A 26,445-nucleotide genomic window follows, 5' to 3' on the forward strand; every position below is an offset into this window, starting at 1 on the left:
TTTCTGGTCCCTCGACGGCCCATGGAGGGTCCAGGGCGGCCCATGACGGAGGAGAATCATGACTGATCGCGTGTCGGCGGGGAACTTGCGCGTCGCCCGGGTGCTTTACGACTTCGTGAACGAAGAGGCCTTGCCCGGCACCGATATCGACCCGGACAGCTTCTGGGCCGGCGTGGACAAGGTCGTCACCGACCTCACCCCGAAGAACCAGGATCTGCTGCGCCGGCGTGACGAGCTGCAGGCCCAGATCGACAAGTGGCACCGGCAGCGGGTCATCGAGCCGCTCGACATCGACGCCTATCGCGAGTTCCTCACCGAAATCGGTTACCTGCTGCCCGAACCCGCGGATTTCACGATCACCACCTCGGGCGTCGACGACGAGATCACCACGACCGCGGGCCCCCAGCTCGTGGTGCCGGTGCTCAACGCCCGGTTCGCGCTGAACGCCGCCAACGCCCGGTGGGGTTCGCTCTACGACGCCCTGTACGGCACCGACGTCATCTCGGAGGACGACGGCGCCGAAAAGGGGTCGAGCTACAACAAGGTGCGTGGCGACAAGGTCATCGCCTACGCGCGCAAATTCCTGGACGAGGCCGTGCCGCTGGAATCCGGCTCGTGGGCCGACGCGACCGGTCTGTCCGTCGAGGACGGCCGCCTGAAGGTCGCGACCGCCGACGGTTCCGCCGGCCTGGCCGACCCGGACAAGTTCGCCGGCTACACCGGCGAGCTCGGCTCCCCCAGCTGGTCGGTGCTGCTGGTCAACCACGGCCTGCACATCGAGATCCTCATCGATCCGGACTCGCCGATCGGCAAGACCGACGCCGCCGGCATCAAGGACGTGATCCTGGAATCGGCCGTGACCACGATCATGGACTTCGAGGACTCGGTGGCCGCCGTCGACGCCGACGACAAGGTGCTCGGCTACCGCAACTGGCTCGGCCTGAACAAGGGCGACCTGTCCGAGGACGTCGACAAGGGCGGCAAGACCTTCACCCGGGTGCTCAACCAGGACCGCACCTACTCCACGCCCGACGGCGAGGGCGAGCTGACCCTGCCGGGCCGCAGCCTGCTGTTCGTCCGCAACGTCGGCCACCTGATGACCAACGACGCGATTATCGACGCGGAGGGTCACGAGGTGTTCGAGGGCATCATGGATGCGCTGTTCACCGGGCTGACCGCGATTCACGGGCTCAAGACGAGTGAGGCGAACGGGCCGCTGGCCAACAGCCGCACCGGGTCCATCTACATCGTCAAGCCCAAGATGCACGGGCCCGACGAGGTCGCGTTCACCTGCGAGCTGTTCAGCCGGGTCGAAGACGTCCTCGGGCTGCCGCAGGGCACCCTCAAGGTCGGCATCATGGACGAGGAGCGGCGCACCACCGTCAACCTCAAGGCCTGCATCAAGGCCGCGGCCGACCGGGTGGTGTTCATCAACACCGGCTTCCTCGACCGCACCGGCGACGAGATCCACACCTCGATGGAGGCGGGTCCGATGATCCGCAAGGGCGCGATGAAGGGCACCACCTGGATCAAGGCCTACGAGGACGCCAACGTCGACATCGGCCTGGCCGCCGGGTTCAAGGGCAAGGCGCAGATCGGCAAGGGCATGTGGGCGATGACCGAACTGATGGCCGACATGGTCGAGCAGAAGATCGGCCAGCCCAAGGCCGGAGCCACCACCGCGTGGGTGCCCTCGCCGACGGCGGCCACCCTGCACGCGATGCACTACCACTACGTCGACGTGGGCGCCGTGCAGGAGGAGCTGGCGGGCAAGAAGCGCACCAACATCGACGAGTTGCTGACCATCCCGCTGGCCAAGGAACTGGCCTGGGCTCCCGAGGAGATCCGCGAGGAGGTCGACAACAACTGCCAGTCCATCCTCGGCTACGTGGTGCGCTGGGTCGCCCAGGGCGTCGGCTGCTCGAAGGTGCCCGACATCCACGACGTGGCGCTCATGGAAGACCGTGCGACACTGCGGATTTCGAGTCAGCTGCTGGCGAACTGGCTGCGCCACGGTGTGATCACCGAGGAGGACGTGCGGGCCAGCCTCGAGCGGATGGCCCCGCTGGTGGACGAGCAAAACGCCAAGGATGCGGCGTATTTGCCGATGGCGCCCAACTTCGACGACAGCCTGGCGTTCCTGGCGGCGCAGGACCTCATCCTGACCGGAACGCAGCAGCCCAACGGCTACACCGAGCCGATCCTGCACCGCCGTCGGCGCGAGGCCAAGGCGCGCGCCGCGCAGTCGAATTGAGCCTGCGCTGGAATCGGGTTCGCACGTGTAATAGTGCCGCGGATGACTAAAATCGGCGGCGAGTTCATTCGGATGGAACGACGGAAAGGCCGCGGGCACTGCTATGGGTAGGCACAGTGCGCCCGACCCTGACGACTCCCTCGACGAGCCTTCTCGCGACGACGTGGTCGACGAGCCGTCCCGAGGTGACGACGCAGGACATCAGCAGCGGGACGCCGGCGAGGCGGCCGATTACTACTCGGACGCCGACGACGACTACGCGGACGAGGACTACTACTCGGACGAACGTCGCTATCCCGACGACGATGAGCCCTACGCCGACGACGAGCCGTACGCCGCGGGCGACGCGTTCGCCGACAGCACGGCCGACGAGTACCCGGAGTTTCCGCCGCGCCAGGGCGGACCGGCGAGTTCGGAACCGCCGGCCGAATCCCCCTCGCTGTTTCGCGGCGGGCACCGGGGGCTCGCCGACTGGCGGGGCGGCCATCGCAGCGAGGGCGGTCGCCGCGGCGTCAGCATCGGGGTGATCGTCGCGCTGGTCGCCGTCGTCGTCGTGGTGGGATCGGTGATCCTGTGGAGCTTCTTCGGCGACGTGCTGTCCAAGCGGTCGCACAAGGCGGCCGGCCGTTGCGTCGGCGGTCAAGAGACCGTCGCCGTCGTCGCCGACCCGTCGATCGCCACGTCCGTTCAGGAACTCGCCGAAAGCTACAACAAATCGGCGGGACCGATCGGCGACCGCTGCATGGTGGTCAACGTCAAGCCGGCCGACTCCGACGCCGTGCTCAACGGTTTCATCGGCAAGTGGCCGGCGGAACTGGGCGGCCAGCCGGCGCTGTGGATCCCCGGCAGTTCGATCTCCGCCGCCCGGCTGGCGGGAGCCGCGACTCAGAAGACGATCAGCGAGAGCCATTCACTGGTCAGCTCCCCGGTGGTGCTTGCCGTGCGTCCCGAACTGGCACCGGCCCTCGCCAAGCAGAACTGGGCGGCACTGCCCGGGCTGCAGACCAACCCGAACGCGTTGGCGGGGTTGAACTTACCCGCGTGGGGGTCGCTGCGACTGGCGCTGCCGATGGGCGGCAACGGGGACGCATCGTTTCTTGCCGGTGAGGCGGTCGCGGCCGCGTCCGTACCGCCCGGCGCGCCGGTGCCCCAGGGCACCGGCGCGGTGCGCTCCCTGTTGAGCGCGCAACCCAAGCTCGCCGACAACTCGTTGACCGAGGCGATGAACATGCTGCTGAAGCCCGGTGACCCGGCGACCGCGCCGGTGCACGCCGTGATCACCACCGAACAGCAGCTGTTCCAGCGCGGCCAATCGCTCCCGGATGCCAAGAGCGCCTTGGCTTCCTGGCTGCCGCCGGGTCCCGCGCCGGTGGCCGACTATCCCACCGTGCTGCTCAGCGGTTCGTGGCTCACGCGCGAACAGGCCACGGCGGCCAGCGAGTTCTCCCGCTTCATGCACAAGCCCGATCAGCTGGCCAAGCTGGCGAAGGCGGGCTTCCGGGTCAACGGGGTCAAAACCCCCAGCAGCCCGGTGACCACCTTCCCGACGCTGCCGTCCACGCTGACCGTCGGCGACGACCCGATGCGCGCCACCCTTGCCGAGGCCATGGCCGCCCCGTCGACCGGGCAGGCCACGACGATCATGCTCGACCAGTCGATGCCCGGCCAGGAAGGCGCGAAGTCCCGGCTGGCGAACGTGATTGCGGCGCTTCAGGACCGGATCAAGGCCCTGCCCGCCAGCGCCGTCGTCGGCCTGTGGACCTTCGACGGTCACGAGGGCCGCTCCGAGGTGGCCAGCGGCCCGCTGGCCGACCCCGTCGGCGGCTCCAGCGGCCAGCCACGCTCGGCCGCACTATTGGCCGCCCTGGACAAGCAATACTCCTCGGGCGGCGGCGCGGTGTCGTTCACCACGCTGCGCATGATCTACCAAGACATGCAGGCCAACTACCGTGCGGGCCAAACCAATTCGCTTCTGGTGATCACCTCCGGACCCCACACCGACCAAACCCTGGACGGTCCGGGGCTACAGGATTTCATCCGCAAGAGCGCCGACCCGGCCAAGCCGATCGCGGTGAACGTCATCGATTTCGGGGCCGATCCGGACCGATCGACGTGGGAAGCCGTCGCCCAGCTCAGCGGCGGCAGCTACCAGAACATCGCAACGTCGGCGTCCCCGGAGCTCGCGACGGCGGTCAACGCCTTCCTGGGCTAGCCGGCCCGGCGTCGGTCACGATGTGGCCGCCGGCATCGTGCACGGAAAACCGGAAAATTCGGACACCGTCTATCCAATCGCGGTCGGCTGTGCCACACTCGTGATAGAACAAACCGTTCTTTCTATCAACGTTGATCCAGGAAGACGCAGCGCAACGATGTCCTCTGCACCGCTGGACGCCGCCGCGACACCGGCCTTGCGCCCGACCGGACCCCCTTCGGCGACCCGGCGACGCGGGAGCGCCTGGCGCGCCCTGCTCGGCGGCCGCGCGGCACCCGGGCGCGCCCGCCTCCCCTTCGCGCACCGCACCGAATCTCGTTGAGCCGTTGGCCAACCCAGGAAGGCACCCCATGGCCCAGCCCCTGCCCACCGACCCGGAGGACGTCCCGGCCGGACCCGAGCGGCGCGACCGGCGGGCGGACACGGATTCCGCCGACACCTCGTTTCTCGCCGAGGAGATATCGCCGTGGCTGTCCCCCGCCTACGGCGCGGCGAACGTCGTGATGCAGCTGGCGAATTCCGGTGTGGCCTATGGCGTGATGGAAAGCAAGGTGGACAGCGGCAACCTGTACAAGCATCCGTTCAAACGCGCCCGCACCACCTTCACCTACATCGCGGTGGCCATCGCCGGCAACGCACGGGACCGCCGTGTGTACCGGGAGGCCGTCAACGCCGCACACGCCCAGGTGCGCTCCGGCCCGCAAAGCCCGGTGCGCTACAACGCCTTCGACCCGCAGTTACAGCTGTGGGTCGCCTCCTGCATGGCCGCGGTGTTCGAGGACACCCGCAGGCTGCGGGGCGGCCGTTCCCGACGCGACCCCGACACCATCCACCGGGCGGCGTCGGTGTTCGCCACCACATTGCAGGTGCCGCCGGAAATGTGGCCCGCCGACCGCGAAGCCGCAGACCGGTACTGGCAGGAGCAACTCGACCGGCTCGACTTCGACGACCGCATGCGCAGCTACCTGATCGGCATCGCGCGCCTGGATTTTCTGCCCGCCCCCGTCTCGGCGCTGTTCGGCGGGTGGAACCTCTTCATGACGCTGGGGTACCTGCCGCCGCAGCTGCGCGAAAAGCTCGGGTTCGGCTGGACGGCCGCGCAGCAACGCCGGTTCGACCGCTGGCAGCGCCTCCTCGGGGTCCTGGACCTGTTCACGCCGCGGTTCTTGACGCGCCTCGGCGTGCAGGCGGTGGTGTGGGACATGCGTTTGCGGCACCGGATCGGGGCGACCGTCGTGTGACGGCCCACCGACGCGCACAAGGAGGAACGGGATGACGATGACAAGCCGAATCGACCGGCGCGGCAACGCTTCCGCGGCGACGTTCGTGCCCCCCGAAGCGGAATGGAATTCCGCGCACCGGGCGCTGGCCGACGACGTCAGGTGGTTCGCCGGGTCGCCGCTGGCCGCGGCGTTCGGCCGCCTGGCCCTCGACCAGGTCGCGCATCGCGAAATCGCGGCCGCGGTGGACCGCAGCGGACGCTTCGCCGACAACTTCACCGACCGTGGGATCCGCAGTGCGGCGTTCACCGCCCTCGCCGCCTTCGGTGACAGCTCGGACGTGAAGGCGTCGCGGGACGATCTCAAACGGTTGCACCGCGACGTCCGCGGCACGGGAAAGGACTCGTTCAGCGACACCCGCTACAGCGCGCTCAACCCCGAGGTGTGGACCTGGGTGGCCGTGAGCGGTCTCAACCTCTTGTACCAGGGTTATCTGCGGGTGTGCGGGCGTCGCCTCACCCTCGCGGAGAAAGAGGTCGTCTATCAGACCCTGCGTTCGGAACTGCAGTTTCTGGAGCTGCCCAGCAAGCAGGGGAAGCTGCCGGCGACCCTGCACGACATGCTCGAACATTACGACGCCGTCGCGGCAAAAGAGTTGGCCGACAACGAGTTTCTGCAATTCGCCAATCGCAGCTTCGTCGCCCCGCCGATCCCGAAGCTGCTGGTTTCCCGGCAACTGCGGCCCGTGCTGCAAGTGGTCTGGCCGGTGCTGACCACTCTGGCATCGCGCCCGGTGGTCGTGTGTTCGGCCGCCGTCGCCCACCCCACGATGCGCCGGCTGCTCAAGGTGCGGTGGGGCGCGCGCGAGCAGGTCGAGTTCGTCGTCTACGTCGCCGCGTTGCAGCTGGGCTGGCGATGGTTGCCGCGCCGGCTGACGTTGGAACCCCTGGCCTACAACCGCTACCAATACGAGCGGCTCCGCGACCGCTACCGTTCGGTGCTGCTGGATTCCTTCGTGGCGCCCGAGCGGAATTGACCCGCAAGCCCGGCTTTCTCGCGGTGGTGGCGGCGCACCCGCACCGGCGCGCCGCGAATGCCGGTGAATACGCTGATGGAGCGCAGAATTGACCTGATACCCCAACCGGCTGGAGGGCAGATGTCAGACCCCGCGATGCTGCTCGGCGCGCTGCCCGACGGCCTGGCCAGCCTCGATCCGACCGCCCGCACGATCGTCACCGCGGCACGCACCTGCTTCACCGAGCGCGGATTCTCCAACACCACCATGCAGGACATCGCCGACACCGCCGGTGTCGGCGTCGCCACCGTCTACCGCCGGTTTCGGCACAAGCGAAACCTGGTGCGGCTGACCATCATGGACGAATCGCTGCGGCTGAGCACGCTGGTCTCCGAGGTCGCGGGTCGCGCGGGATCACCGGAAGAAGGGATCGCCGAAGTCTTCGCCGCGTTCGTGCACGAGGCCTCCGCCCCCAAGTTGTTGACCCGAAGCATCCGCGAATCGCCCGCCGCCGGGGAGCTGTCCGCCTACCTGACCGACGAGCACCTGATCGCCATGACGCGCGGCTACATCGCGACGTGGCTGCGCCGCTGGCAGGAGCGTGGCGAACTGGCCGCCGACCTGGACACCGAGATCGTCGGGGAGATGATCGGGCGCCTGATCATTTCGCTGATCAAGACGCCCGAGTCCGTCATCCCGATCTACAACCCGAACGAGGCCCGCGACTTCGCCCGCCGATACCTGGTGCCGCTGGCGTTGCAGTCCCCGGCGCGAACGCCGGGGTGATCCCGCACCAGACCCCGCCGTCAGGCGAACGCCTCCACGGGCGGGCACGAGCAGACCAGGTTGCGGTCGCCGTAGGCGCCGTCGATGCGGCGCACCGGCGGCCACACCTTGGGCCGGAAGTCCTTGCCCAGCGGATAGGCGGCCTCTTCGCGGGTGTACGGGTGGTCCCACTCGCCGATGACCAGGCACTCGGCCGTGTGCGGGGCGCCGCGCAGCGGGTTGTCGTCGACGGACCACTCCCCTGCACCCACCCGATCGATCTCGCGGCGAATCGCGATCATGGCCTCGCAGAAGGCGTCGACTTCGGTCAGGGTCTCGCTCTCGGTGGGTTCCACCATCAGCGTGCCGGCCACGGGGAAGCTCATCGTGGGCGCGTGAAAGCCGTAGTCCGCCAGGCGCTTTGCGACGTCGTCGACGGTCACGCCGGTGTCTTTGGTGATGCCGCGCAGGTCCAGGATGCACTCGTGGGCCACCATGCCGTTCTCGCCGGTGTAGAGCACCGGGAAGTACTCGTCAAGGCGACGGGCGATGTAGTTGGCCGAGGTGATCGCGGTCAGCGACGCCGCGCGCAGACCTTCGGCGCCCATCATCCGGATGTAGGCCCAGCTGATCGGCAGGATCGAGGCGGACCCGTACGGCGCCGAGGACACCGGATGCCCGTGGGGCAGCTCGGGGGCGTGCGGGTGCCCGGGCAGGAACGCCGCCAGATGCGAACGCACGGCTACCGGCCCGACGCCCGGCCCGCCGCCCCCGTGCGGAATGCAGAACGTCTTGTGCAGGTTCAGGTGGCTGACGTCGCCGCCGAACTTCCCCGGCCGCGCCAGGCCGACCAGCGCGTTGAGGTTGGCGCCGTCGACATAGACCTGGCCCCCCGCGTCGTGCACCGCGGCACAGATGTCGGCGATGTCGTGCTCGTAGACGCCGTGCGTGGACGGGTAGGTGATCATCAGGGTCGACAGCCGCGCCCCGTGTTCGGCCACCTTGGCGCGCAGGTCGTCGAGGTCCACGTCGCCGTTGGAGTGGCAGGCCACCACCACCACCCGCATCCCGGCCAGCGCCGCCGACGCCGCGTTGGTGCCGTGCGCGCTCGACGGGATCAGGCAGATGTCGCGGTGCGGTTCGCCGCGGCTGGCGTGGTAGTCGTGGATGGCCAGCAGGCCGGCGTATTCGCCCTGCGAGCCGGCGTTGGGTTGCAGCGAGACGGCGTCGTAGCCGGTGATATGCACCAGCCAGGTCTCCAGGTCGGCGATCAGACGCCGCAGCCCGGGGGTGTCGGAGGCCGGCGCGAACGGATGCTGGCGGGCGAATTCCGGCCAGGTGATCGGCTCCATCTCGGCGGCCGCGTTGAGCTTCATCGTGCAGGAGCCGAGCGGAATCATGCTGCGGTCCAAGGCGATATCTTTGTCCGCCAGGGTGCGCAGGTAGCGCATCATCGCCGTCTCGGTGCGGTACTGGGTGAAGGCGGGATGGGTCAGGAACTCCGAGGTGCGGGTGATGACGCCGGCGCACACCGGCTCGGCCGGTTGCACCCCGAAGGCCTCGAGCACCGCGGCGACGTGTTCGTCGGTGGTGACCTCGTCGCAGGCCACCGACACGTGGTCGTCGTCGACGCGCCACAGGTTGATGCCCTTGGCTTTGGCCGCGGCGATCACCTCGGCGGCGCGGCCCGGCACGCGGGCCAGCACGGTGTCGAAGTACTTGTCGTGCACCAGCGCATCACCGAGCGCGGCGGCGATCGCCTCGGCGTGAGCGTGCACGCGGCGCGCGATCGCGGTCAGCCCCTCGGCGCCGTGGTAGCTGGCGTACATCGCGGCCATGACCGCCAGTAGCACCTGCGCGGTGCAGATGTTGCTGGTCGCCTTGTCGCGGCGGATGTGCTGCTCGCGGGTCTGCAGCGCAAGCCGGTAGGCCGGGTTGCCGTCGGCATCCAGCGAGACCCCCACCAGCCGGCCGGGCAGTTGGCGCGCGTGGTTGGCGTGCACGGCCAGGTAGCCGGCGTGCGGTCCGCCGAATCCCATTGGCACACCGAATCTTTGGGTGGTACCGAAGGCGACGTCGGCGCCGATCTCACCGGGAGGCGTGATCAGCGTGCACGCGAGCAGGTCGGCGCCGATCGCGACCAGCGCGCCGCGGTCGTGGGCCTGCTGGACCAGAGCCGTCCAGTCGGTGACCCGGCCGCCGGCGCCGGGCAGTTGGGCGACGACGCCGAAGAAGTCGCCGTCGGGCAGGCCCTTCCGCAGGTCGGCGGTGACGAGCTCGATGCCCAGCGGCTTGGCGCGGGTGGCCAGAATGGCCGCGGTCTGGGCGAAGACGTCGGCGTCGACGGCCAGCCGGTTGCTCTTGCCGCGGGCCGCGCGGTGCATCAGCGTCATGGCCTCGGCGGCGGCGGTCCCCTCGTCGAGCATGGAGGCGTTGGCGACCTCGAGGCCGGTCAGGTCGGCGACCATCGTCTGGAAGTTCAGCAGCGCCTCGAGCCGGCCCTGGCTGATCTCCGGCTGATACGGCGTGTACGCCGTGTACCAGGCGGGGTTCTCCAAGATGTTGCGCAACAACACCGGCGGCGTGAGCGTGTCGTAGTAGCCCTGACCGATCATGGACACGGCCACCGTGTTGGCGTCGGCCAACGCCCGCAACTCTGCCAGCGCCTCGGTCTCGCTGGCCGGTGCCGGCAGGCGGTCAAGTCCCGGCGCGGCGCCGTTGTCGGCGAGCCGATCCAGGATGCCCGCCGGGATCGCCTTGGACGCCAGCTCGTCGAGGGAGTCGACACCGATCACGGCGAGCATGGCGGCGACGGCCTGGCTGTCCGGGCCGATGTGCCGGGCGGCGAACGTGGATTGATCGGGCACTGGAAACTCCTGGGTAGGCGGGCGACGACGGATCGAGGCAGAGGACGAACGGCCCTCTCCCTCTGTCTTCACCCTGCGCCGGGCGCCTGAGAGATTCGGCGCCGGATGCCTGTCCCGGGCGCCTTTCCCCATCGGCGGGTGTCGACCCGCCGGGTCGTCACCGCTTTCCAGAGGCATCATTGTTTCGCGCGGTCCGGGTGCCTGAGAGGTTGACGGAGAGGTGTTGCTCCTTCGGCGTCCGTGACTGGCCGTCACGGAACTCTCCCGCTCGAATACGATGCGCGGCCCAGTTTACTCGGCCACGGGTGCGCGCGGTCGCGCGCTGTCGGGGCGCGCCGTCAGCCGATCTTGCGGTCGCGGTGCTTGCGCCGGGACGCCAGCTCGTCCTCGGGTTCGGCGATCGACTCGCCGCCGTCGGCCCGCTCGCCCGGGAAGTCGGCGATGACGCCGGTCAGCTCGCGCATGGCGCCGGACACGGCGATGCCGAACACGCCCTGCCCGCCCTGGAGCAGGTCGACGACCTCTTCGGCCGACGTGCACTCGTAGACGGTGGTGCCGTCGGAGAACAGGGTGATGTTGGCCAGATCCTGAACACCGCGCTGCCGCAGGTGGTCGACCGCGACGCGGATGTTGTGCAGCGAGATGCCGGTATCGAGCAACCGCTTGACGATCTTGAGAACCAGGATGTCTTTGAACGAGTAGAGCCGCTGGCTTCCGGAGCCCGCCGCGCTGCGGATCGACGGGACCACCAGCGAGGTGCGCGCCCAGTAGTCCAGCTGCCGGTAGGTGATGCCGGCGATCTGGCACGCGCTGGGACCGCGGTAGCCGACGAGTTCGTCGGGCACGGAGTCGTCCGGGAACAGGCCGGGCTGCACGGGGGGGCCGGCCGCGGTGATGCTGCGGTCGCTACTCGCGTCGGTGCCCTGCTCAGCTAGGTTGAGCTGTTCTTGGCGTGGCTGCTCGCTCACGGTGGTTCCTCTCCGCGATCGCGCTCTCGTCGTTAGCTGCGTTGTTGGCTGCACCGCAGCCACGTCTGCTCAGGCCCGAGTGCTAGTGAGCTTACGCTTTCCGATAGCCGCCGCGCCTGAAGTCGTGATCAAAGTATGGCCGCCCCGGGGCCAACTGGGCGGGCTATCCGCCAGCGTGTCGACATCACGTTGCCAGTTGAGACGGATCCGTGATGTCCCCACCAGGTTAGTCGAGCGCGATCCGCCCGCAGCGCGCTAGGTGGCTTTGAAATCGTCGGGAGACACGCTGTCGAGAAATTCCTTGAACTTCTCCACCTCGTCCTCGCGGACGGCGGTGCCGCCCTCTTCGTCGGTCTCGTCGGGGATCAGCAACCCGGCCTGGGCAAGCACGGGCTCCTCGACGTAGATCGGGACGCCGACGCGCAGCGCTATCGCCACCGAATCCGAGGGCCGCGCCGACACGGTGATGTTGCGGTCGAACACCAGGTCGGCGTAGAAAGTGCCTTCCTGCAGATCGACGATCCGCACCTCTTTGAGCGAATGCCCAAGCGCGGCAATGACATCCCTGATCAGATCGTGCGTCAGCGGACGAGGCGGCTCGACACCCTGCTGCTCGAGGGCGATGGCGGCAGCCTCCGACTGGCCGATCCAGATCGGCAGGTAACGGTCACCGTCGGTTTCGCGCAGCAACAACACCGGCTGGTTTTGCGGCTGCTCTACGCGAATGCCGACAACACGAACCTCACCCATTTGTGTCTGTCCTCCGCATTCGTGGCGCCGGTTGGATTGGCATTCCCAGCGGCGGCGAGGTCAAAAATCCGCCCTACCGCCGAAACCAAGCTGTCGACCGAAGTCTAGTCCTCAGCGATCCAGAACGTCGCGAACGGCGGATTTGATCAACGACGTGTGCAACGTGATGGCCAGCGCCGCAACTTCACGCGCCAAATCGTCGGCGCGATCCCGGGCACCGGCCTTGTTGGCTTTGACTACCGGCCCGGCGATTTGGGCGATCAAATCCGACTGCCGGTCCGCCGCCGACCGGAATGCGCGCAGATGACGCGGCTCGACGCCGTAGTCCGACAGCGCCCGCGCGCATTGCAGGATCACGACGGCGTGCTCGTCGAAGAAACCCGCGGGCCCGGTGGTGATGACGCCGGCCTTGAGCAAGGCCGTCAGCAGGTCGTCGTCCACGCCCGCACGCGCCAGCAGGTCTTCGCGGCTTAGCCGGACGTGCGTGGCCGCCACCGCCGAGGTGTCCGCTCCCGCGTCCGCTCCGGCCTCCGCGGTTCGGTTCACCGACACCAGGCGCGGGACGGCATAGGAGGTTTTGAACGGCGGTAGCTCGCCGTCGGGCTGGGCGTCCAGTTGCGCCCGGATGACCTTCAGCGGCAGGTAGTGATCACGCTGCGCGGTAAGGATGAAGCGCAGCCGCGCGCAGTCGTACGCGGTGAACCTCCGGTAACCCGACGCGGCCCGTTGCGGCGTCACCAGCCCCTCGGCCTCCAAGAAGCGAATCTTGGAGATGGTGACATCGGGGAAGTCCGGCCTCAACAATTCCAGGACCGCCCCGATCGACATCCCGGCCAGTGCCGAGCTATCGGGTGCGCTCACTAGCCCGAAGATCCTCCATCCTCACCCTGCTTGGGTCCGGTCAGAAACACCAAGCGGAACTTGCCGATCTGCACTTCGTCGCCGTTGGCCAGCACCGCGGAGTCCACGGGCTCACGGTTGACGTAAGTGCCGTTGAGACTACCAACGTCGACGACGCTGAATTCGTTGTTTTCCAACCTGAATTCGGCGTGGCGGCGGCTGACGGTCACGTCGTCGAGGAAGATGTCGCTGTCCGGGTGCCGGCCCGCCGACGTGGTGGGCTGGTCGAGCAGGAACCGCGATCCCGCGTTGGGACCCCGTTTGACGACCAGCAGCGCCGAACCCGCCGGGAGTCCCTCGACTCCGGATACCGCGCTTTCCGTGCCCGCCTGCGCGGGTGCGTCGAGCTCGTTGAGGAAGTCGGCGCGAAAGACAGAGGTCGTCTCTACCGTGACTTCGTCCGAATTCTGGTCTTGCTGACTTCCTGAGTCCATGTCCGTCACGCGCTGCTCCTCACTGGCCGCTGTGGCGTTGTCTGTCCGGGCCGCTCGGCCGGCCTCCGCACCAGGTCTTGTTGCCCGGTATGCCGGTCTTCAAAAGGTAGATCTGTCGACGGTACCGCGCACCGGCCTGCAATGCGCCCACCACTTGGCGATCCGAAACGTCGGTTCCCCGACGTGCCGGCTGCACCGTCGGCCTCGCCGTGCGAGGCTGCAGGGACATTAGCAATCGTCATTCGGTGAGTGTTCCGCGGTAGGCCTCCGCGTCGAGCAACGAAGAAATGGCGGACTCCACTTCGGCGACGTCGGATACCTGCACATCCAGCAACCACCCGGCCCCGTACGGATCGGAGTTGACCAGTTGCGGGCTGCCTTCCAGATCGGTGTTGACGGCCGACACTTTGCCCGAGACCGGGGCGTACAGGTCCGACACCGATTTCGTCGATTCGACCTCGCCGAACGATTCACCGGCGGTCAGCTCCGCGCCCACGTCGGGCAGCTGAACGAACACGACATCGCCCAACGCCGACTGTGCAAAGTCGGTGATGCCCACCCGCAGTGTGTCATCGCCGCTTCGACGAACCCATTCGTGTTCGGCGGTGTAGCGCAGATCGGGCGGGATATCGCTCACGAGTGATCCTGTCTGTTCGGGAATTGCTCACTTGACGGGCTGAGCGTATTGGTGCGGTTTTGGTTGCCGCAAGGTGGTCACGTCCACCCGGTCGGCCTGCTGGACGGACATCCGCGCCCCGACGCGCTTGACCGTGTCCTGCGCGCCGCCGGGAATGTTCATCGCCGCGGCCAGGGTGGGCGGATCACCAATCGCCAGAATCGAATACGCGGGCGACAGCGTTTTGGAGTCGACGGTCAGCGACCCCGGCGCACCCGCGACCCACGTGTCGACGCCCACCCGCACGGACTGGTGGGCGTCGTTGACCTCGATCGCCTCCGCGCCCGCCGCGCGCAACTCGTTGATCACGTCGAGCATCGCCTCGGGGGAAACCCCCGGCCCGGGGTCCTCGATCGTGACGGTGACGCCGGGCCCGGTGGCGCCCACGGCGCCGACCAGGATGGACAGCGCCGCCAGCCGGGATTGGGCGGACTGGATGGCGGCCTGGTCGTTGTTGCCGGACGCCTGCAGCGAATTCAGCGTGTTCTCCAGCTCGTTCACCTCGCTGCGGAGTGTGCCCTCGCGCTGCCGCAACGAATCCAGCAGCACCAACAGGTCGGCGGGGCGTGCCGTGTCCAGCGAATCGCCCGATTCGGTCTGGCGAACCTGGGTGACGATGGCGATCCCGAGAAGCAGACACAACAGGACGGCCAGCGTGCCGAAACCCAGGCGGGAGCGGCCGCCGCGCAGCATGCCGGACAACCCGCCGCGGGGGTGTTTCCCGCGCTGTTCGTGACGCCCGTGTGGCGCGGCCTGATCCGGCGCCGCGCCGGCGTCGCGATCCGTCGGATCCTGACTCACGCTGAGCTCGATCGGGTCATGGCGTCACGCCCCGAACAGCCGGCGGCGCAGGGCCGCCGCGTTGCCGAAGATGCGGATACCGAGCACGACGATGATGGCCGTCGACAACTGGGTGCCCACCCCCAATTGGTCGCCGACATAGACGATGAGCGCGGCCACGAAGACGTTGAACACGAACGAGATCACGAAGACCTTGGGGTCGAAGATCCGCTCCAGATAGGCACGCAACCCGCCGAACACGGCGTCGAGCGCCGCGACCACCGCGATCGGCAGATAGGGCTGCACGACTTCGGGCACCGAGGGGTGAAAAACCAGGCCCAGCGCGATGCCGATCGCCAGCGCCGCGATACCGATCATGCGGGGTTTCCCGTCTCGCACAGGCGAAACTGTGTGTTCGGGACTTTTCTCACTATGGCCCAATCTGCTTGGCGAACTTGACATCCCGGACGGATCCGGCGGGCAGCGAAAGACCGTCGGCAACATCCACCGTAACCACCACACCGTAGGAAATCTCCAGCAGCCTCAGGCGCTGCAGCCCCGGGCTGTTGTCGAAGACGTCGCGCATCGAGCGCGGCGGCCCGATCGCCAGGATGGTGTACGGACTGCTGGTCGGGTTGTTGTCGACGAGGATCGCGCCGCCGGCCTGCCGGATGGTCACGTTGGGCCCGATCCGCACGCCGCCGACCGAGACCGCCTCGGCGCCGCTGGCCCACAACGAGTTGACGACCAGCTGCAGGTCGCGGTCGAGGATGATCTGCCTGCTGCCGCCGACCCGCTGTTTGGACACGTCGGAAAGGTTCGGGCTGGCGCCCGGATCGGTCACGGTCAACTTCAGGCCGGGACCGATGATCGCCGTGCTGGCGGCCGCCACGCTGAGCGCGTCGAGCCGTTTCAGCAACCGCTGCCCCTCGGCATCGTCGGCCAGCACGCGGCGCTGCACGTCGTCGAGTCGTGTCGAGAGCTGGTTGCGCCGCTGCGCCAACTGCGTCGCCGAGCCTTCCATCGCCCGCACGTTGCCCAACAGCAGTTGCTGGGCGTCACGCACCCCGGGGGCGACCGAACGGGCCTGCGCCACCGCGGCGGCGAAAACCGTGGCGATGAGGAGCGCGGCCAGGGCCTGCCACAGCCAACCGAACGCGCGCTGGCGTCCTTCGGTGGTAGCTCGCTTGGCCGCCGCCGCGGCGTAGCCGGGATCCAGGTGCTCGGACAGCAGCGCGCGCAACAGCGAGGGCACCGGAATCTGTTGCGGCCGGGCCGCCACGTGCGCGCTGTGACCGGCGTTGGGGTCATAGCCGCCGAGCCGGCGGTCCACGTCAGCCATGGTCGGTCGCCTTCGCCACGGCCGGCGGGCGCGACCCGCGATCGACCTTGGGCATGCGGCGCAACACCAGTGTCATCTGGACCGCATACTGCACGAACGCCCACAGGTAGCCGTACAAGCCCCAGATCAGGAACGCCCATCCGCAGGCGCCCACCACCCGGCTCCACAGCGCGTCCCACGTGCCCAGCAGCACCAGCGGAAAGCCCGACATGAGGGCGAACGTCGCGGCCTTGCCGATGTAGGTCACCGGCAGCGCCGAGAGACCCCGGCTCCACAGCAGCGGCAGCGTCGCGGCCAACAGGCCATCGCGTGCGAGCAGGATCGCGACGAACCACCACGGCACGATCCCGCTGAACGCCATCACGACGGGAACGGCGACCATGTAGAGGCGGTCGACGGCGGGGTCGAGCAGCACGCCGAGCCGCGAGGACTGATTGAGCAACCGCGCGATCTTGCCGTCGGCCCAGTCCGAGGCGCCGCTGAACATCAGGATCGCGACCGCCCATCCGTGGGCGTGCACGACCAGCAAGGCGTAGATGAACACCGGAATGAGCGCCAGGCGGATGGCGCTGAGCGCGTTGGGGACCGTCAGCACCCGGTTGGGCGGAAGCACCGGCTCCATGAGCCGTGACCTTAACGCGCCTCCACGCCGAACGCCCGGCTGGGCGCACACTCGAGCGCGAACGCCCGGCTGGCCGCACGCTCGGCGGGTGGTCTAGCGGAACACGCCGGGCAGGCTCAGGGTGGACAGCGTGTCATCCGACAGCGGGTTGTCGTTGACCATGTACGTCCACGTCGACGTCGGCCGCGCCAGCTTGGACAGGTCCAGTCCCGGCTCCTCCTCGAGGACGTTCGCGGTCTCGAAGGTCTGCTGGGCCGCCTCGATCGCGTCGGCGGCCAGCGACGCGAACGCGTCGACGGCCAACCGGTGAAACTCGTCCAGCGGGTTCTGCCGGCCCAGCGCCCGCAGGTGGATGCTCTCGCGGATGTCGGCCAGGTAGGCCAGATGGTCGGCCCAGCCGCGGTCCAGGTGATAGAGCATGATCTGCCGGCAGATCGTCTCGAGGCGTTCTTCGGAGATCTCCTCGGCCAGTTCCTCGTAGCGCTTCGGCGCCAGCTCGGCCAGCTCCTCGCGCGCGGTCGCGGTGCGCAGCAACGTATTTCGCCGATCGACGATGATGGCGCGCTGCTGGGCGATCAACTGGTTGTAGCGCCAGGTGTTCGCGTGCACGTCGAGCATGCGGCCCTCGGCGACCCGCTGGGCGTGGTCGAGCAGCCCGGCCGCTTTGGGGCTGACGATCCGGCCGTCCTCGTCGGTCTCCATCGGCAGTTTGTTGTGGTCCAGGTTGGCCGCCACGACGTCGTCTTCCCAGCTGGAGAAGAACACCGACGACCCCGGGTCGCCCTGCCGCCCGGCGCGGCCCCGCAGCTGGTTGTCCAGCCGCTCGGTGTGGTGCCGGCCGGTGCCCACGACGTGCAGCCCGCCCAGCTCGGCGACGCGGTCGTGGTCGGCCTCGTCGGAGCCGCCGAGCCGGATGTCGGTGCCGCGCCCGGCCATCTGCGTCGACACGGTGACCACGCCGAACTTGCCGGCCTCGGCGATGACCTGGGCCTCCTCGGCATCGTTCTTCGCGTTGAGCACCACCGCGGGCACGCCGCGGCGCAGCAGCCGTTCGTGCAGGTCCTCGGACTCGGCGACATCGCGGGTGCCGACCAGCACCGGCTGCCCGGTCTCGTGGACGTCGGCGATGTGCGCGACGATCGCTTCGTTCTTGGCCGCGCCGGTGATGTAGACCCGATCGGACTCGTCTTCGCGAATGTTGGGCTTGTTCGGCGGGATCGGCGACACACCGAGCTTGTAGAACTGGCGCAGCTGCTCACCGGCGGCCAGCGCGGTGCCGGTCATGCCGCACACGGTGGCGTAGCGGTTGATCAGCGCCTGCACGGTGATGGTGTCGAGCACCTCGCCGGTTTCGGTGGTCTCGATGCCCTCCTTGGCCTCGACGGCGGCCTGCAGCCCGTCGGGCCAGCGCTGCAGCTGGGCGATGCGTCCGCGCGAGGAGTTGATCAGGTGCACCGCGTCGTCGCGCACGATGTAGTGCACGTCGCGCTGCAGCAGCACGTGCGCGTGCAGCGCGACGTTGACCTCCGTCAGCGTGGTGCCGACGTGCTCCTCGGAGTACAGGTCGATGCCGCCGAGCGCCTTTTCGACCTTGCGCGCGCCGGCGTCGGTCAGGTGGACGTTGCGGCTGTCGGAGTCCGTGTCGAAATCGGTGTCGGCGTTGAGTTCACCGACCAGCTTGATGATTTCGAGCCGCGGGGTCTCCCGATGCGTGGTTCCCGCCAGCACCAGCGGCACCAGCGCCTCATCGACCAGCACCGAGTCGGCCTCGTCGATGAGGGCCACGTCGGGGTTGGGCGACACCAGGTCGTCGACGTCGGTCACCAGCTGATCGCGCAGCACGTCGAAGCCGATCTCGTTGACCGAGGCGTAGGTGACGTCGCAGCCGTACGCGGCCCGGCGCTCCTCGCTGGTCGACTCGGCGGTGATCCAGCCGACCGACAGCCCCATGGCTTCGATCAGCGGACCCATCCATTCGGCGTCACGGCGCGCCAGGTAGTCGTTGATCGTCACCACGTGCACGTGCCGCCCGGCGATCGCGTACCCGGCGGCGGCGATCGCGCCGGCCAGGGTCTTGCCCTCGCCGGTGGCCATCTCGATCACGTCGCCGGCCAGCATCCGCAGCGCCCCGAGCAGCTGAACGTCGAACGGCCGCAACCCGCTCGCCCGTTCGGCGGCCTCGCGGGCGATGGCGAGGAACTGCGGGATGTCCTCGGAGTCGGCGAGGTCCTCGAGGTTGAGCAGCCCGGCCGCCTTGCGCAGCTGCTCGTCGCTCAGACCGGCCGCCTCGCCGTCGTATTCCGAGGAGTCGTTGACCTGGGTGAGGGAGCGGCTGCGGTCCTTTTCGGTGCTGGCGCCGAGCAGCTTCCAAAAGCGGCTGCTCAGCCGTCCGGGTTGAGCGCGGGTCGTCTTAGGCACAGGTCAACGGTACGCGGTGGGCTGCGGCGCCCACTCATCATGCGAGGTTGGATCGGCGTGGATAGGCGATGTCCGGGTCGGTGAGCACGTTGACGACGGCGGGCATTCCGCTGGCGAAGGCGCGCTCCAGGGCGGGCCGCAGCTCGCCGGGTGCGGCCACCAGCTCGGCGTGGGCGCCCAGGGCGCGCGCCACCTCGTCGTAGCGGGTCCCCGGGCGCAGTTCGGCCACCACCGAATAGCCGTACAAGGCTTCCATGGGGTGCTTTTCCAGGCCCCAGATGCCGTTGTTGCCGATCACGGACACGACGGGCACGTTGTGCCGGACCAGCGTGTCCCATTCCATGCCGCTGAAGCCGAACGCGCCGTCGCCTTGCAGCAGCACCACCTGGCGCTGCGGCCGGGCCAGCTTGGCGGCCAGGGCGTAGCCGGGCCCCGAACCCAGGCAGCCGAAGGGGCCGCTGTCCAGCCAGCACCCCGGCAGGTAGCTGTCGATCACCCGGCCGGCGTAGGAGCCGAAGTCGCCGGCATCGATGACGACGATGGCGTCGCGGTCCAGCAGGGGCGCCAACTCCGCGTACACCCGCATGGGGTGCAGCGGGACGCGGTCGTCGGCGAGCTCGGCGTTCTCCTTGGCGCGCGCGGCGGTCTCGGCCGCCCGGAGTTCCTCGACCCAGTCTCGGTGCCCGGCGCCCCCGGCGGTGGCCAGCGCCGCCAGGATCGTCAGCAGGTCACCGTAGAGCTCGGCCTGCACCGGCCGCGGATGGCGGCGCTCGGGTTGGACACGGTCGACCACGACGAGCTGGGTCTGTTGCCCGAACACCGCACCGAAGCCGAGCCGGAAATCCATCGGCACGCCGACGATCAGCGCAATGTCGGCCTCCCCCAACGCTTTTCCGCGAACCCGGGAGAACGCCAACGGGTGGTCGGCCGGGACCGCGCCGCGGGCCATCCCGTTCATCAGCACCGGGATCTGGAGTTCCTCCGCCAGGCGCAGCAGCGCGGCTTCGCCGTGTCCCCACCACACGTTGGTGCCGGCCATGATCACCGGGCGCTTCGCCGCGGCCAGGAGACCGACGGCCCGGGTCAGCGCCCGGTCATCGGGCGCGGGCCCGGGCGGCACGTCGACGAGCGCCCCCGGGCGCGGGTCGTCGTCCGACATGGAGAACACGTGGTCCATCGGGAAGTCGACGAATCCCACGCCCGACGGCGCGCCGACCGCGGCGCGCAACGCGTCATCGACGAGCCGCCCGGCGTCGGCCGCCGATTGCGCGGTGGCGGCGAAGCGGGCCAGCGGCGCGACGAACGGCACGTGGTCGATCTCCTGCAGCGAGCCCATCCCCCAGCGCTGGGCCGGCGCCCGGCCGCCCAGCACCACGAGGGGCGACTGGTTCTGCTGCGCCGCCGCCATCGCGCTCATCCCGTTGGTGACGCCCGGCCCCGCGGTCAGCGCCGCCACGCCCGGGACCCTGGTCACCTTCGACCAGCCCTCGGCGGCGAAGGTCGCGGTCTGTTCGTGGCGGGTGTCGATCAGCCGGATACCCTCGTCGCGGCAGCCGTCGTAGATCGAGAACAGGTGACCGCCGGACAGCGTGAAGACGGTGTCGATTCCGCTGGCTTTGAGCCGGCGCGCGACGAGTCGGCCGGCATGTACGGTCTGGCTGGACGGAGCGTCGATGCTCATCTGCGCAGCCTATCGACAACCGCTCGGGTAGCTTGCGGGCTCGGGTAGCTTGCGGGGAAGTGCCGACCTCAGAAGGAGACGCCGAAATTGGACTCGAAGCTCTTCAAACCGTCCATTGATTGGTCGTCGGCATTTCAGGACTCCCTGCGGTGGCTCGCCATCGCGTGGGTCATCGGTGCCGTCTGTCTGCTGGCCGCGCTGGTCGCAGCCAGGTACCTGACCCCGTGGGGCCGTCAATTCTGGCGGATCACGCGCGGCTACTTCGTCGGGCCGACCAGCGTCAAGGCATGGCTGGGACTCGGCGTGCTGCTACTGCTGGTGCTGTTCTCGGTCCGGCTCAACGTGCTGTTCAGCTATCAGAGCAACGACATGTACACGGCTTTGCAGGTGGCACTCAAGGGGCTCGCCACGGGCAACGAGGAAGTCAAACACTCGGGGATCCACAACTTTTGGGTCTCGCTGGGGATTTTCATCCTGCTGGCGGCCATCTTCATCGCCCGGGTGATCCTCGACATCTACCTGACGCAGCGGTTCATCATCGCCTGGCGCATGTGGCTGACGGGCCATCTCACCGACGACTGGCTCGCGGGCCGGGCCTACTACCGGGATCTGTTCATCGACAAGACCATTGACAACCCCGATCAGCGCATCCAGCAGGATATCGACATCTTCACCGCGGGGGTGGGCGGCACCCCGAACATCCCGTCCAACGGGACGACCAGCACCCTGCTGTTCGGTGCCGTCAACGCGGTGGCATCGGTGATCTCGTTCGCCGCGATCCTGTGGAACCTGTCCGGGGACTTCAATCTCTTCGGCGCGAACGTGCCGCGTGCGATGTTCTGGACCGTCCTGGTCTATGTCTTGATCGTGACGGTGGTCGCGATTTGGCTTGGGCGCCCGCTGATTTGGCTGAGCTTCAACAACGAGAAACTCAACGCCGCATTCCGTTACGCCCTGGTGCGGTTGCGCGACGCCGCGGAGGCGGTGGGCTTCTACCGTGGCGAGCGCGTCGAACGTACCCAATTGTGGCGGCGCTTCACGCCGATCATCGACAACTACCGCAGGTACGTGCGCCGGACCATTATCTTCAACGGATGGAACTGGTCGGCGACGCAGACCATCATTCCGCTGCCGTTGGCGATTCAGGCGCCGCGCCTGTTCACCGGGGAGATCGCCTTCGGCGATGTTACCCAGACCGCGCAGGCTTTCGGCAACATCAACGACTCACTGTCGTTCTTCCGCAACAACTATGACGCGTTCGCGGCCTTCCGGGCGGCGATCATCCGGTTGCACGGCCTCGTCGATGCCAACGACAAGGGGCGCGCGCTGCCCACCATCCTCGTCAAACCCAGCGAGGAGACCGCCGTCGAACTGCGCGGCATCGAGGTGCGCACGCCGGAGGGCGACCAGCTGGTCGACTCTTTGGACATCCAGCTCGACCTGGGCGACAGCCTGGTGATCACCGGACGCTCCGGAGCGGGCAAGACGACGCTGCTGCGCAGCCTGGCCGAATTGTGGCCCTACGCCTCGGGAACGCTGTGCCGTCCGGATGGCGACAACGAGACGATGTTCTTGTCGCAGTTGCCATATGTGCCGCTCGGCACGTTGCGCACCGTCGTGTGTTACCCGAATTCGCCGGACGGCGTCGCCGATGACCAACTGCGCGACGTGCTCACCAAGGTTGTTCTGGCGCCGCTCATCAGCCGGTTGGACGAGGAGCAGGACTGGGCCAAAGTGCTGTCCCCCGGCGAGCAGCAGCGCGTCGCGTTCGCGCGCGTCCTGCTCACCCGGCCGAAGGCGGTCTTCCTCGACGAGGCGACCTCCGCGCTGGACAGCGGCCTGGAATACGCGCTGTACCAACTGGTTCGGGCGGAGCTGCCGGAATGCGTGCTCGTGAGCGTGAGCCATCGGCCCGCCGTCGAGCAGCACCACGAGCAGCAGCTGCACCTGCTCGGCGGCGGCGCGTGGCAGCTGGGGCCGGTCGAAAAGGAGCCCGCGCAGGTCTAGCGGCTACGCTGCCCCGGCGCTGGGTCGTCGCGCGCCTACGCTCCCCCGGCCCTTCGGGCCGCGTGCGTTCCGGCGCTGGGTCGTCGCGCGCCTACGCTCCCCCGGCCCGCCGCGCCGCGTGCGCTCCGGCGCGGCGCCCGAAGAACGAACCCTCACCCAGCTGTGTCCCGCTGGCGTAACCCTTGCCGTCCTGGGCGAGGTTTGACGCGCAGGCGCCGGCGGCATACAGGCCGGGCACCACGGTGCCGTCGTCCCGTTGCACCTCACCGTCGACGGTCACCGCGAGGCCGCCGATCGTGAAGCCCGAGTACATCGCGCGGCCGAGCGACAAATCGAACACCGCCCACGGCCCATTGTCTTGCGGCGCAAGGAATTCCGGCTGCTTGTGGAAATCGGGATCCTCACCGGCGGCGGCGAACTCGTTGTAGCGGTCCAGCGTGGCCGCGAGGTTGCCGGCCGGGATGCCAAGCGCGGCTTCCATTTCCGCGATCGTCTCGTAGCCATCGAGGAAACGGATCAGCGGCATCGCGGGCATCTCGGTGTGCGCCTCGTCGACGATCAGGTAGGCGGTCTGCTCCGGCTGCTCGAGCACGAACGCCGAGGTGCGCGAATGGTAGGAGTCCTCGGCGACGAAGCGCTTGCCCTCCTTGTTGACGATGACACCGGTCAGCAGGATTTCGGGCGGGTAGGCCGCCGCGGTGATGAACAGCTCGTCCATGTGCTTGGTGGCCCCGCCCGCCGAGACCCCCATCCGGATGGACAGCCCGTCGTCGTTGGGGTTGCCCAGGATGTAGGGCGCCGCCAGCCCGTGATGCTTGGTGCGCCGCGGCTGGCCCAATGCGGGAGTGTGCTCGGCGACCATCTCCGGATTCATCGCGAAGCCACCGGCCGCGATGATGACGGCCTTGGCCTTGATGGCGCCCGTTTCGGTGAAGTGCTTCCAGGCGACGCCGACCACGGCGCCGTCGTCGTCCAGGATCAGATTGGTCGCCCGGGTCTCATAGCGGGTCTGCACGCCCAGGGCGTCGGCGCGTTTCACCAGCAGGTCGATGACCATGGCCGCGCCGCCCAGCTCGCCGGGGACCGGCACGGAGTGCCCGCGCGGCGCCGGCTTGGCCCGCTCGCAGAAGGGCCACACCTTTTCGTTGCCCGTGTAGCTGAGGCCCTCGGTGCCCGGCGGCACGACGACTTTGCCCGGGTAGTAGCTGCGCTCGAACTGAAAGCCCAAGTCTTCCAGCCAGTTGAAATGCTCGACGCTGCCGTCGCAGTAGGCGCGGATCTTGTCGAGTTCGGGCTCACGCGACACCTCGACGAGGTACTTGTACATCTCCTCGGCGGAGTCGTCCTGGCCGGTCGCCTGCTGCACCGCGGTCCCGCCGCCGAGGTAAAAGTGCCCTCCGGCAAGGGAAGTGGTGCCGCCGGCCGCGGCCGCGCGTTCGAGCACCAGCACCCGCGCCCCTTCGGCCGCCGCACTGACCGCGGCGCAGCCGCCGGCGATGCCGAAGCCGATCACCAACACGTCGACCTCGTCGGACCACGACGTCACGTCGTTGGCGCTGACTGTTGGCGGTATCTCGGTGCTCATTGGCGCCACTCCTCCTGATCGCTCTGCTTTGCATCGTCGCCGGCGCGGCTCATCGCCGCTGCTCCTGTTTGATGTAGTCGTAAAACGCCCTCATTTCGGGCGCGATGTATGCGAACTCCACAAACGGCACGCCCGCCTGCGGCGCCGCGACGTAGGCGAATTGGATTCCGCCGGGCATCACGCCTTGCTGCACGACCGCGGCGCCCCGCTCGGCGGCCTGGACCAGCGCCGCCTCGAATTGCTCGGGGCTTTCAGCCTCCATGCAGATGTGGTGCAAACCGGCCCCGCACTCGCGCAAAAAGTCACTATAGATGTTCTCGCCCCGCACCGGTTGGATCAGCTCCAGCTGCATGTCGCCGAGATAGCTCAGAGAGATGCTGGCGATGAAATCGGCGGGCTTGCCGTGATAGCTGCAGGCGTCCGGAGCAAAGTGCACGTCGGGGATGCGCACCCACTTCCTGACGCCTAACAGGCCGGTGAGCGCCGTTTCTGTCGCGTCGAGGTCGGTGGTAACCCAGGCGATCTGCGTCGGCGATTCGAGAAGAGGGGTCATCGTCTCGCACAATAGTCCAGCCGCCGCGCCGCCAGAAAGGGGCCGAACGACTTTGCCATGCCGAATCGTTCCCCGCCCGAAATCCCGGGGTGAACACGTTCTAATTCGCGCCCCTGTCCCGCCGGCGCTCCAAGGCGTCAATGCTGGGCGAGCACGTCCACCAGGAGTCGCACCTGGGTGTCGAAGATCGCTTCCGGGTCGGTCAGGGTGTCCGCGCCGTATTGCCCGAACACCTCCAGGCTGATGGCACCGAGCACCCCGGCCCACAACAAAAAGCACTTGGCAAGCACCTGATCGTCACCGGGAAATCCGAATTCGTGCCGGATGCGGTCGAAGTCCGACGACATCGGTTGCGGCGCAAGGTCATTGGTCAGGCGAATGTCCCCGGTGGCGATTCCGGACGCGACGGCGTCGAACAAGGCCGCGACGACCCGGGTGCCGACGGCCACCGTGCGCTCCGGAGGCGCGTGATAACCGGGGACCGGGCTGCCGTACAGGAGCGCCCAGCACGCGGGGTGCGCGACGGCCCACCGCCGGGTCGCCCTCGCGATGGCGATGACGTCGTCGCTCCACAGTTCTCCCACGGTTTCGCGGGCGCGTTCCACGGTGTCGGCCAGGTCGGAATAGGCGTCGACCAGCAGCAAGGTCAGCAACTCGTCGCGGCTGGCGACGTACCGGTACACCGCCGAGGACACCATGCCCAGGTCGCGGGCTATCGCGCGCACCGACAGTCCGGCCGCACCGCGTTCCACCAGCTGGCGGCGACCGAGTTCGATGATGCGCGCCTCGATCTGTTCCCGCGACTGCTGGCGTTTGCCCACGCGGTCAGTCTGACACAACCGAGAACGCTGCTCTTGCTTTCCGAACCGGGGTGTGGCAGCGTCATCAAAAGCGAGAGCGCCGCTCTCGTTAATTCCGAGGAGCTTCGCCGGAAGGACCCGCCATGCCCACGCGCTATGAAGAGCCGAACCGGGCCGCCCGCGCGGCCAACGTGGTGATCCGCTGGCTTGCCGACGCGGGCATCAGCATCGCCGGCACCCGTGCGCTGCGCGTTCGTGGGCGCAAGTCGGGCAAGCAGCGCGCGGTCGTGGTCAACCTGCTGACCGTCGACGGGGTGGACTACCTGGTCTCGCCCCGCGGCGACACCCAGTGGGCGCGCAACGTCCGGGCCGCGGCCGTCGTCGAGGTGGGTCCCCGGTGGCGCCGGCACCGCGTTCGCGCCACCGAGGTCGACGACGCGGCCAAGCCCGAGCTGCTGCGGCGCTACCTGTCCCGGTGGTACTGGCAGGTCAAGGACTACGTCGCGGGGCTGACGCCGGACAGCAGCGACGAGGAGTTCCGCGCCGCGGCGCCCACGATTCCGGTGTTCGCGCTGACCAAGGCGGGCTGACGGCGT

Annotated in this window: 22 protein-coding genes and 2 riboswitches; of the genes, 7 read left to right on the forward strand and 15 right to left on the reverse strand. The window is 68.4% G+C overall.

Annotated elements, in window-relative coordinates; genetic code table 11:
- Positions 1 to 58: 58 nt before the first annotated feature.
- From OCQ_RS12580 to OCQ_RS12600, 5 genes are all read left to right on the forward strand, one after another.
- Entirely contained in the window at positions 59 to 2,254 is a 2,196-nt protein-coding gene (locus OCQ_RS12580; RefSeq protein ID WP_008256964.1) for a malate synthase G, read from the forward strand.
- Between the two features lie 103 nt (positions 2,255 to 2,357).
- On the forward strand, positions 2,358 to 4,466 hold the full coding sequence (locus OCQ_RS12585) for a substrate-binding domain-containing protein (protein ID WP_014384757.1): 2,109 nt from the start codon (positions 2,358 to 2,360) through the stop codon (positions 4,464 to 4,466).
- A 350-nt stretch (positions 4,467 to 4,816) separates the two neighbouring features.
- Positions 4,817 to 5,707, forward strand: a complete 891-nt coding sequence (locus OCQ_RS12590) for an oxygenase MpaB family protein (RefSeq protein ID WP_008256968.1) — start codon at positions 4,817 to 4,819, stop codon at positions 5,705 to 5,707.
- A 31-nt stretch (positions 5,708 to 5,738) separates the two neighbouring features.
- On the forward strand, positions 5,739 to 6,722 hold the full coding sequence (locus OCQ_RS12595) for an oxygenase MpaB family protein (protein WP_008256970.1): 984 nt from the start codon (positions 5,739 to 5,741) through the stop codon (positions 6,720 to 6,722).
- 120 nt (positions 6,723 to 6,842) lie between these two features.
- Positions 6,843 to 7,487 (forward strand): TetR/AcrR family transcriptional regulator, encoded by a 645-nt coding sequence (locus OCQ_RS12600; protein ID WP_014711687.1) that lies wholly within the window; start codon positions 6,843 to 6,845, stop codon positions 7,485 to 7,487.
- Positions 7,488 to 7,507: 20 nt separating this feature from the next.
- Here OCQ_RS12600 and gcvP read toward each other — a convergent pair whose 3' ends face one another.
- The 12 genes from gcvP to OCQ_RS12660 all read right to left on the reverse strand — a co-directional run bounded on the left by gcvP (position 7,508) and on the right by OCQ_RS12660 (position 20,904).
- A complete protein-coding gene (gene gcvP, locus OCQ_RS12605) occupies positions 7,508 to 10,333 on the reverse strand; it encodes an aminomethyl-transferring glycine dehydrogenase (RefSeq protein WP_014384758.1) in 2,826 nt (941 codons plus the stop codon).
- Positions 10,334 to 10,385: 52 nt separating this feature from the next.
- Positions 10,386 to 10,512: riboswitch (glycine riboswitch) on the reverse strand.
- Positions 10,513 to 10,610: riboswitch (glycine riboswitch) on the reverse strand.
- A gap of 61 nt (positions 10,611 to 10,671) precedes the next feature.
- On the reverse strand, positions 10,672 to 11,301 hold the full coding sequence (locus OCQ_RS12610; RefSeq protein ID WP_008256979.1) for a MerR family transcriptional regulator: 630 nt from the start codon (positions 11,299 to 11,301) through the stop codon (positions 10,672 to 10,674).
- Between the two features lie 255 nt (positions 11,302 to 11,556).
- Positions 11,557 to 12,051: a bifunctional nuclease family protein gene (locus tag OCQ_RS12615; protein ID WP_008256980.1), complete on the reverse strand. Its 495-nt coding sequence runs from the start codon at positions 12,049 to 12,051 to the stop codon at positions 11,557 to 11,559.
- 111 nt (positions 12,052 to 12,162) lie between these two features.
- The gene (gene ftsR, locus OCQ_RS12620; RefSeq protein ID WP_014384759.1) at positions 12,163 to 12,912 is read right to left on the reverse strand and encodes a transcriptional regulator FtsR; all 750 of its coding nucleotides are present in this window, start codon (positions 12,910 to 12,912) and stop codon (positions 12,163 to 12,165) included.
- Entirely contained in the window at positions 12,912 to 13,385 is a 474-nt protein-coding gene (garA, locus tag OCQ_RS12625; protein ID WP_014382626.1) for a glycogen accumulation regulator GarA, read from the reverse strand. Before garA ends, ftsR begins: the two co-directional genes overlap by 1 nt.
- 238 nt (positions 13,386 to 13,623) lie before the next feature.
- The gene (gcvH, locus tag OCQ_RS12630) at positions 13,624 to 14,022 is read right to left on the reverse strand and encodes a glycine cleavage system protein GcvH (protein WP_008256987.1); all 399 of its coding nucleotides are present in this window, start codon (positions 14,020 to 14,022) and stop codon (positions 13,624 to 13,626) included.
- Positions 14,023 to 14,049: 27 nt separating this feature from the next.
- Complete coding sequence (locus OCQ_RS12635) at positions 14,050 to 14,862, reverse strand: DUF881 domain-containing protein (RefSeq protein WP_008256990.1); 813 nt, start codon at positions 14,860 to 14,862, stop codon at positions 14,050 to 14,052.
- 24 nt (positions 14,863 to 14,886) lie between these two features.
- A complete protein-coding gene (locus tag OCQ_RS12640; protein WP_008256991.1) occupies positions 14,887 to 15,219 on the reverse strand; it encodes a small basic family protein in 333 nt (110 codons plus the stop codon).
- Positions 15,220 to 15,271: 52 nt separating this feature from the next.
- A complete protein-coding gene (locus OCQ_RS12645; protein WP_038536441.1) occupies positions 15,272 to 16,183 on the reverse strand; it encodes a DUF881 domain-containing protein in 912 nt (303 codons plus the stop codon).
- Positions 16,176 to 16,805, reverse strand: coding sequence for a CDP-alcohol phosphatidyltransferase family protein (locus OCQ_RS12650; protein ID WP_009957616.1), 630 nt, complete (start codon positions 16,803 to 16,805; stop codon positions 16,176 to 16,178). Before OCQ_RS12650 ends, OCQ_RS12645 begins: the two co-directional genes overlap by 8 nt.
- Positions 16,806 to 16,898: 93 nt before the next feature.
- Entirely contained in the window at positions 16,899 to 19,223 is a 2,325-nt protein-coding gene (gene secA2, locus OCQ_RS12655; RefSeq protein WP_008256997.1) for an accessory Sec system translocase SecA2, read from the reverse strand.
- 37 nt (positions 19,224 to 19,260) lie between these two features.
- On the reverse strand, positions 19,261 to 20,904 hold the full coding sequence (locus OCQ_RS12660) for an acetolactate synthase (protein ID WP_014384760.1): 1,644 nt from the start codon (positions 20,902 to 20,904) through the stop codon (positions 19,261 to 19,263).
- 87 nt (positions 20,905 to 20,991) lie between these two features.
- Here OCQ_RS12660 and OCQ_RS12665 point away from each other — a divergent pair, with 87 nt between their 5' ends.
- The gene (locus OCQ_RS12665; RefSeq protein WP_008257000.1) at positions 20,992 to 22,911 is read left to right on the forward strand and encodes an ABC transporter ATP-binding protein/permease; all 1,920 of its coding nucleotides are present in this window, start codon (positions 20,992 to 20,994) and stop codon (positions 22,909 to 22,911) included.
- Positions 22,912 to 23,002: 91 nt separating this feature from the next.
- Here the strand turns inward: OCQ_RS12665 and OCQ_RS12670 are convergent, their stop codons facing one another.
- The 3 genes from OCQ_RS12670 to OCQ_RS12680 all read right to left on the reverse strand — a co-directional run bounded on the left by OCQ_RS12670 (position 23,003) and on the right by OCQ_RS12680 (position 25,870).
- Positions 23,003 to 24,496 carry an FAD-binding protein gene (locus tag OCQ_RS12670; RefSeq protein WP_014384761.1) on the reverse strand — a complete coding sequence of 498 codons (1,494 nt, stop codon included), beginning with the start codon at positions 24,494 to 24,496 and terminating at the stop codon, positions 23,003 to 23,005.
- A gap of 49 nt (positions 24,497 to 24,545) precedes the next feature.
- Entirely contained in the window at positions 24,546 to 25,049 is a 504-nt protein-coding gene (locus OCQ_RS12675; protein WP_009957622.1) for a VOC family protein, read from the reverse strand.
- Positions 25,050 to 25,186: 137 nt separating this feature from the next.
- Positions 25,187 to 25,870, reverse strand: a complete 684-nt coding sequence (locus OCQ_RS12680; protein WP_014384762.1) for a TetR/AcrR family transcriptional regulator — start codon at positions 25,868 to 25,870, stop codon at positions 25,187 to 25,189.
- Between the two features lie 122 nt (positions 25,871 to 25,992).
- Between OCQ_RS12680 and OCQ_RS12685 the strand changes: the two genes are divergently transcribed.
- Complete coding sequence (locus OCQ_RS12685) at positions 25,993 to 26,439, forward strand: nitroreductase/quinone reductase family protein (RefSeq protein WP_014384763.1); 447 nt, start codon at positions 25,993 to 25,995, stop codon at positions 26,437 to 26,439.
- The last annotated feature ends 6 nt before the right edge of the window (positions 26,440 to 26,445 follow it).

The sequence above is a fragment of the Mycobacterium paraintracellulare genome (assembly GCF_000276825.1).
Lineage (GTDB): Bacteria > Actinomycetota > Actinomycetes > Mycobacteriales > Mycobacteriaceae > Mycobacterium > Mycobacterium intracellulare.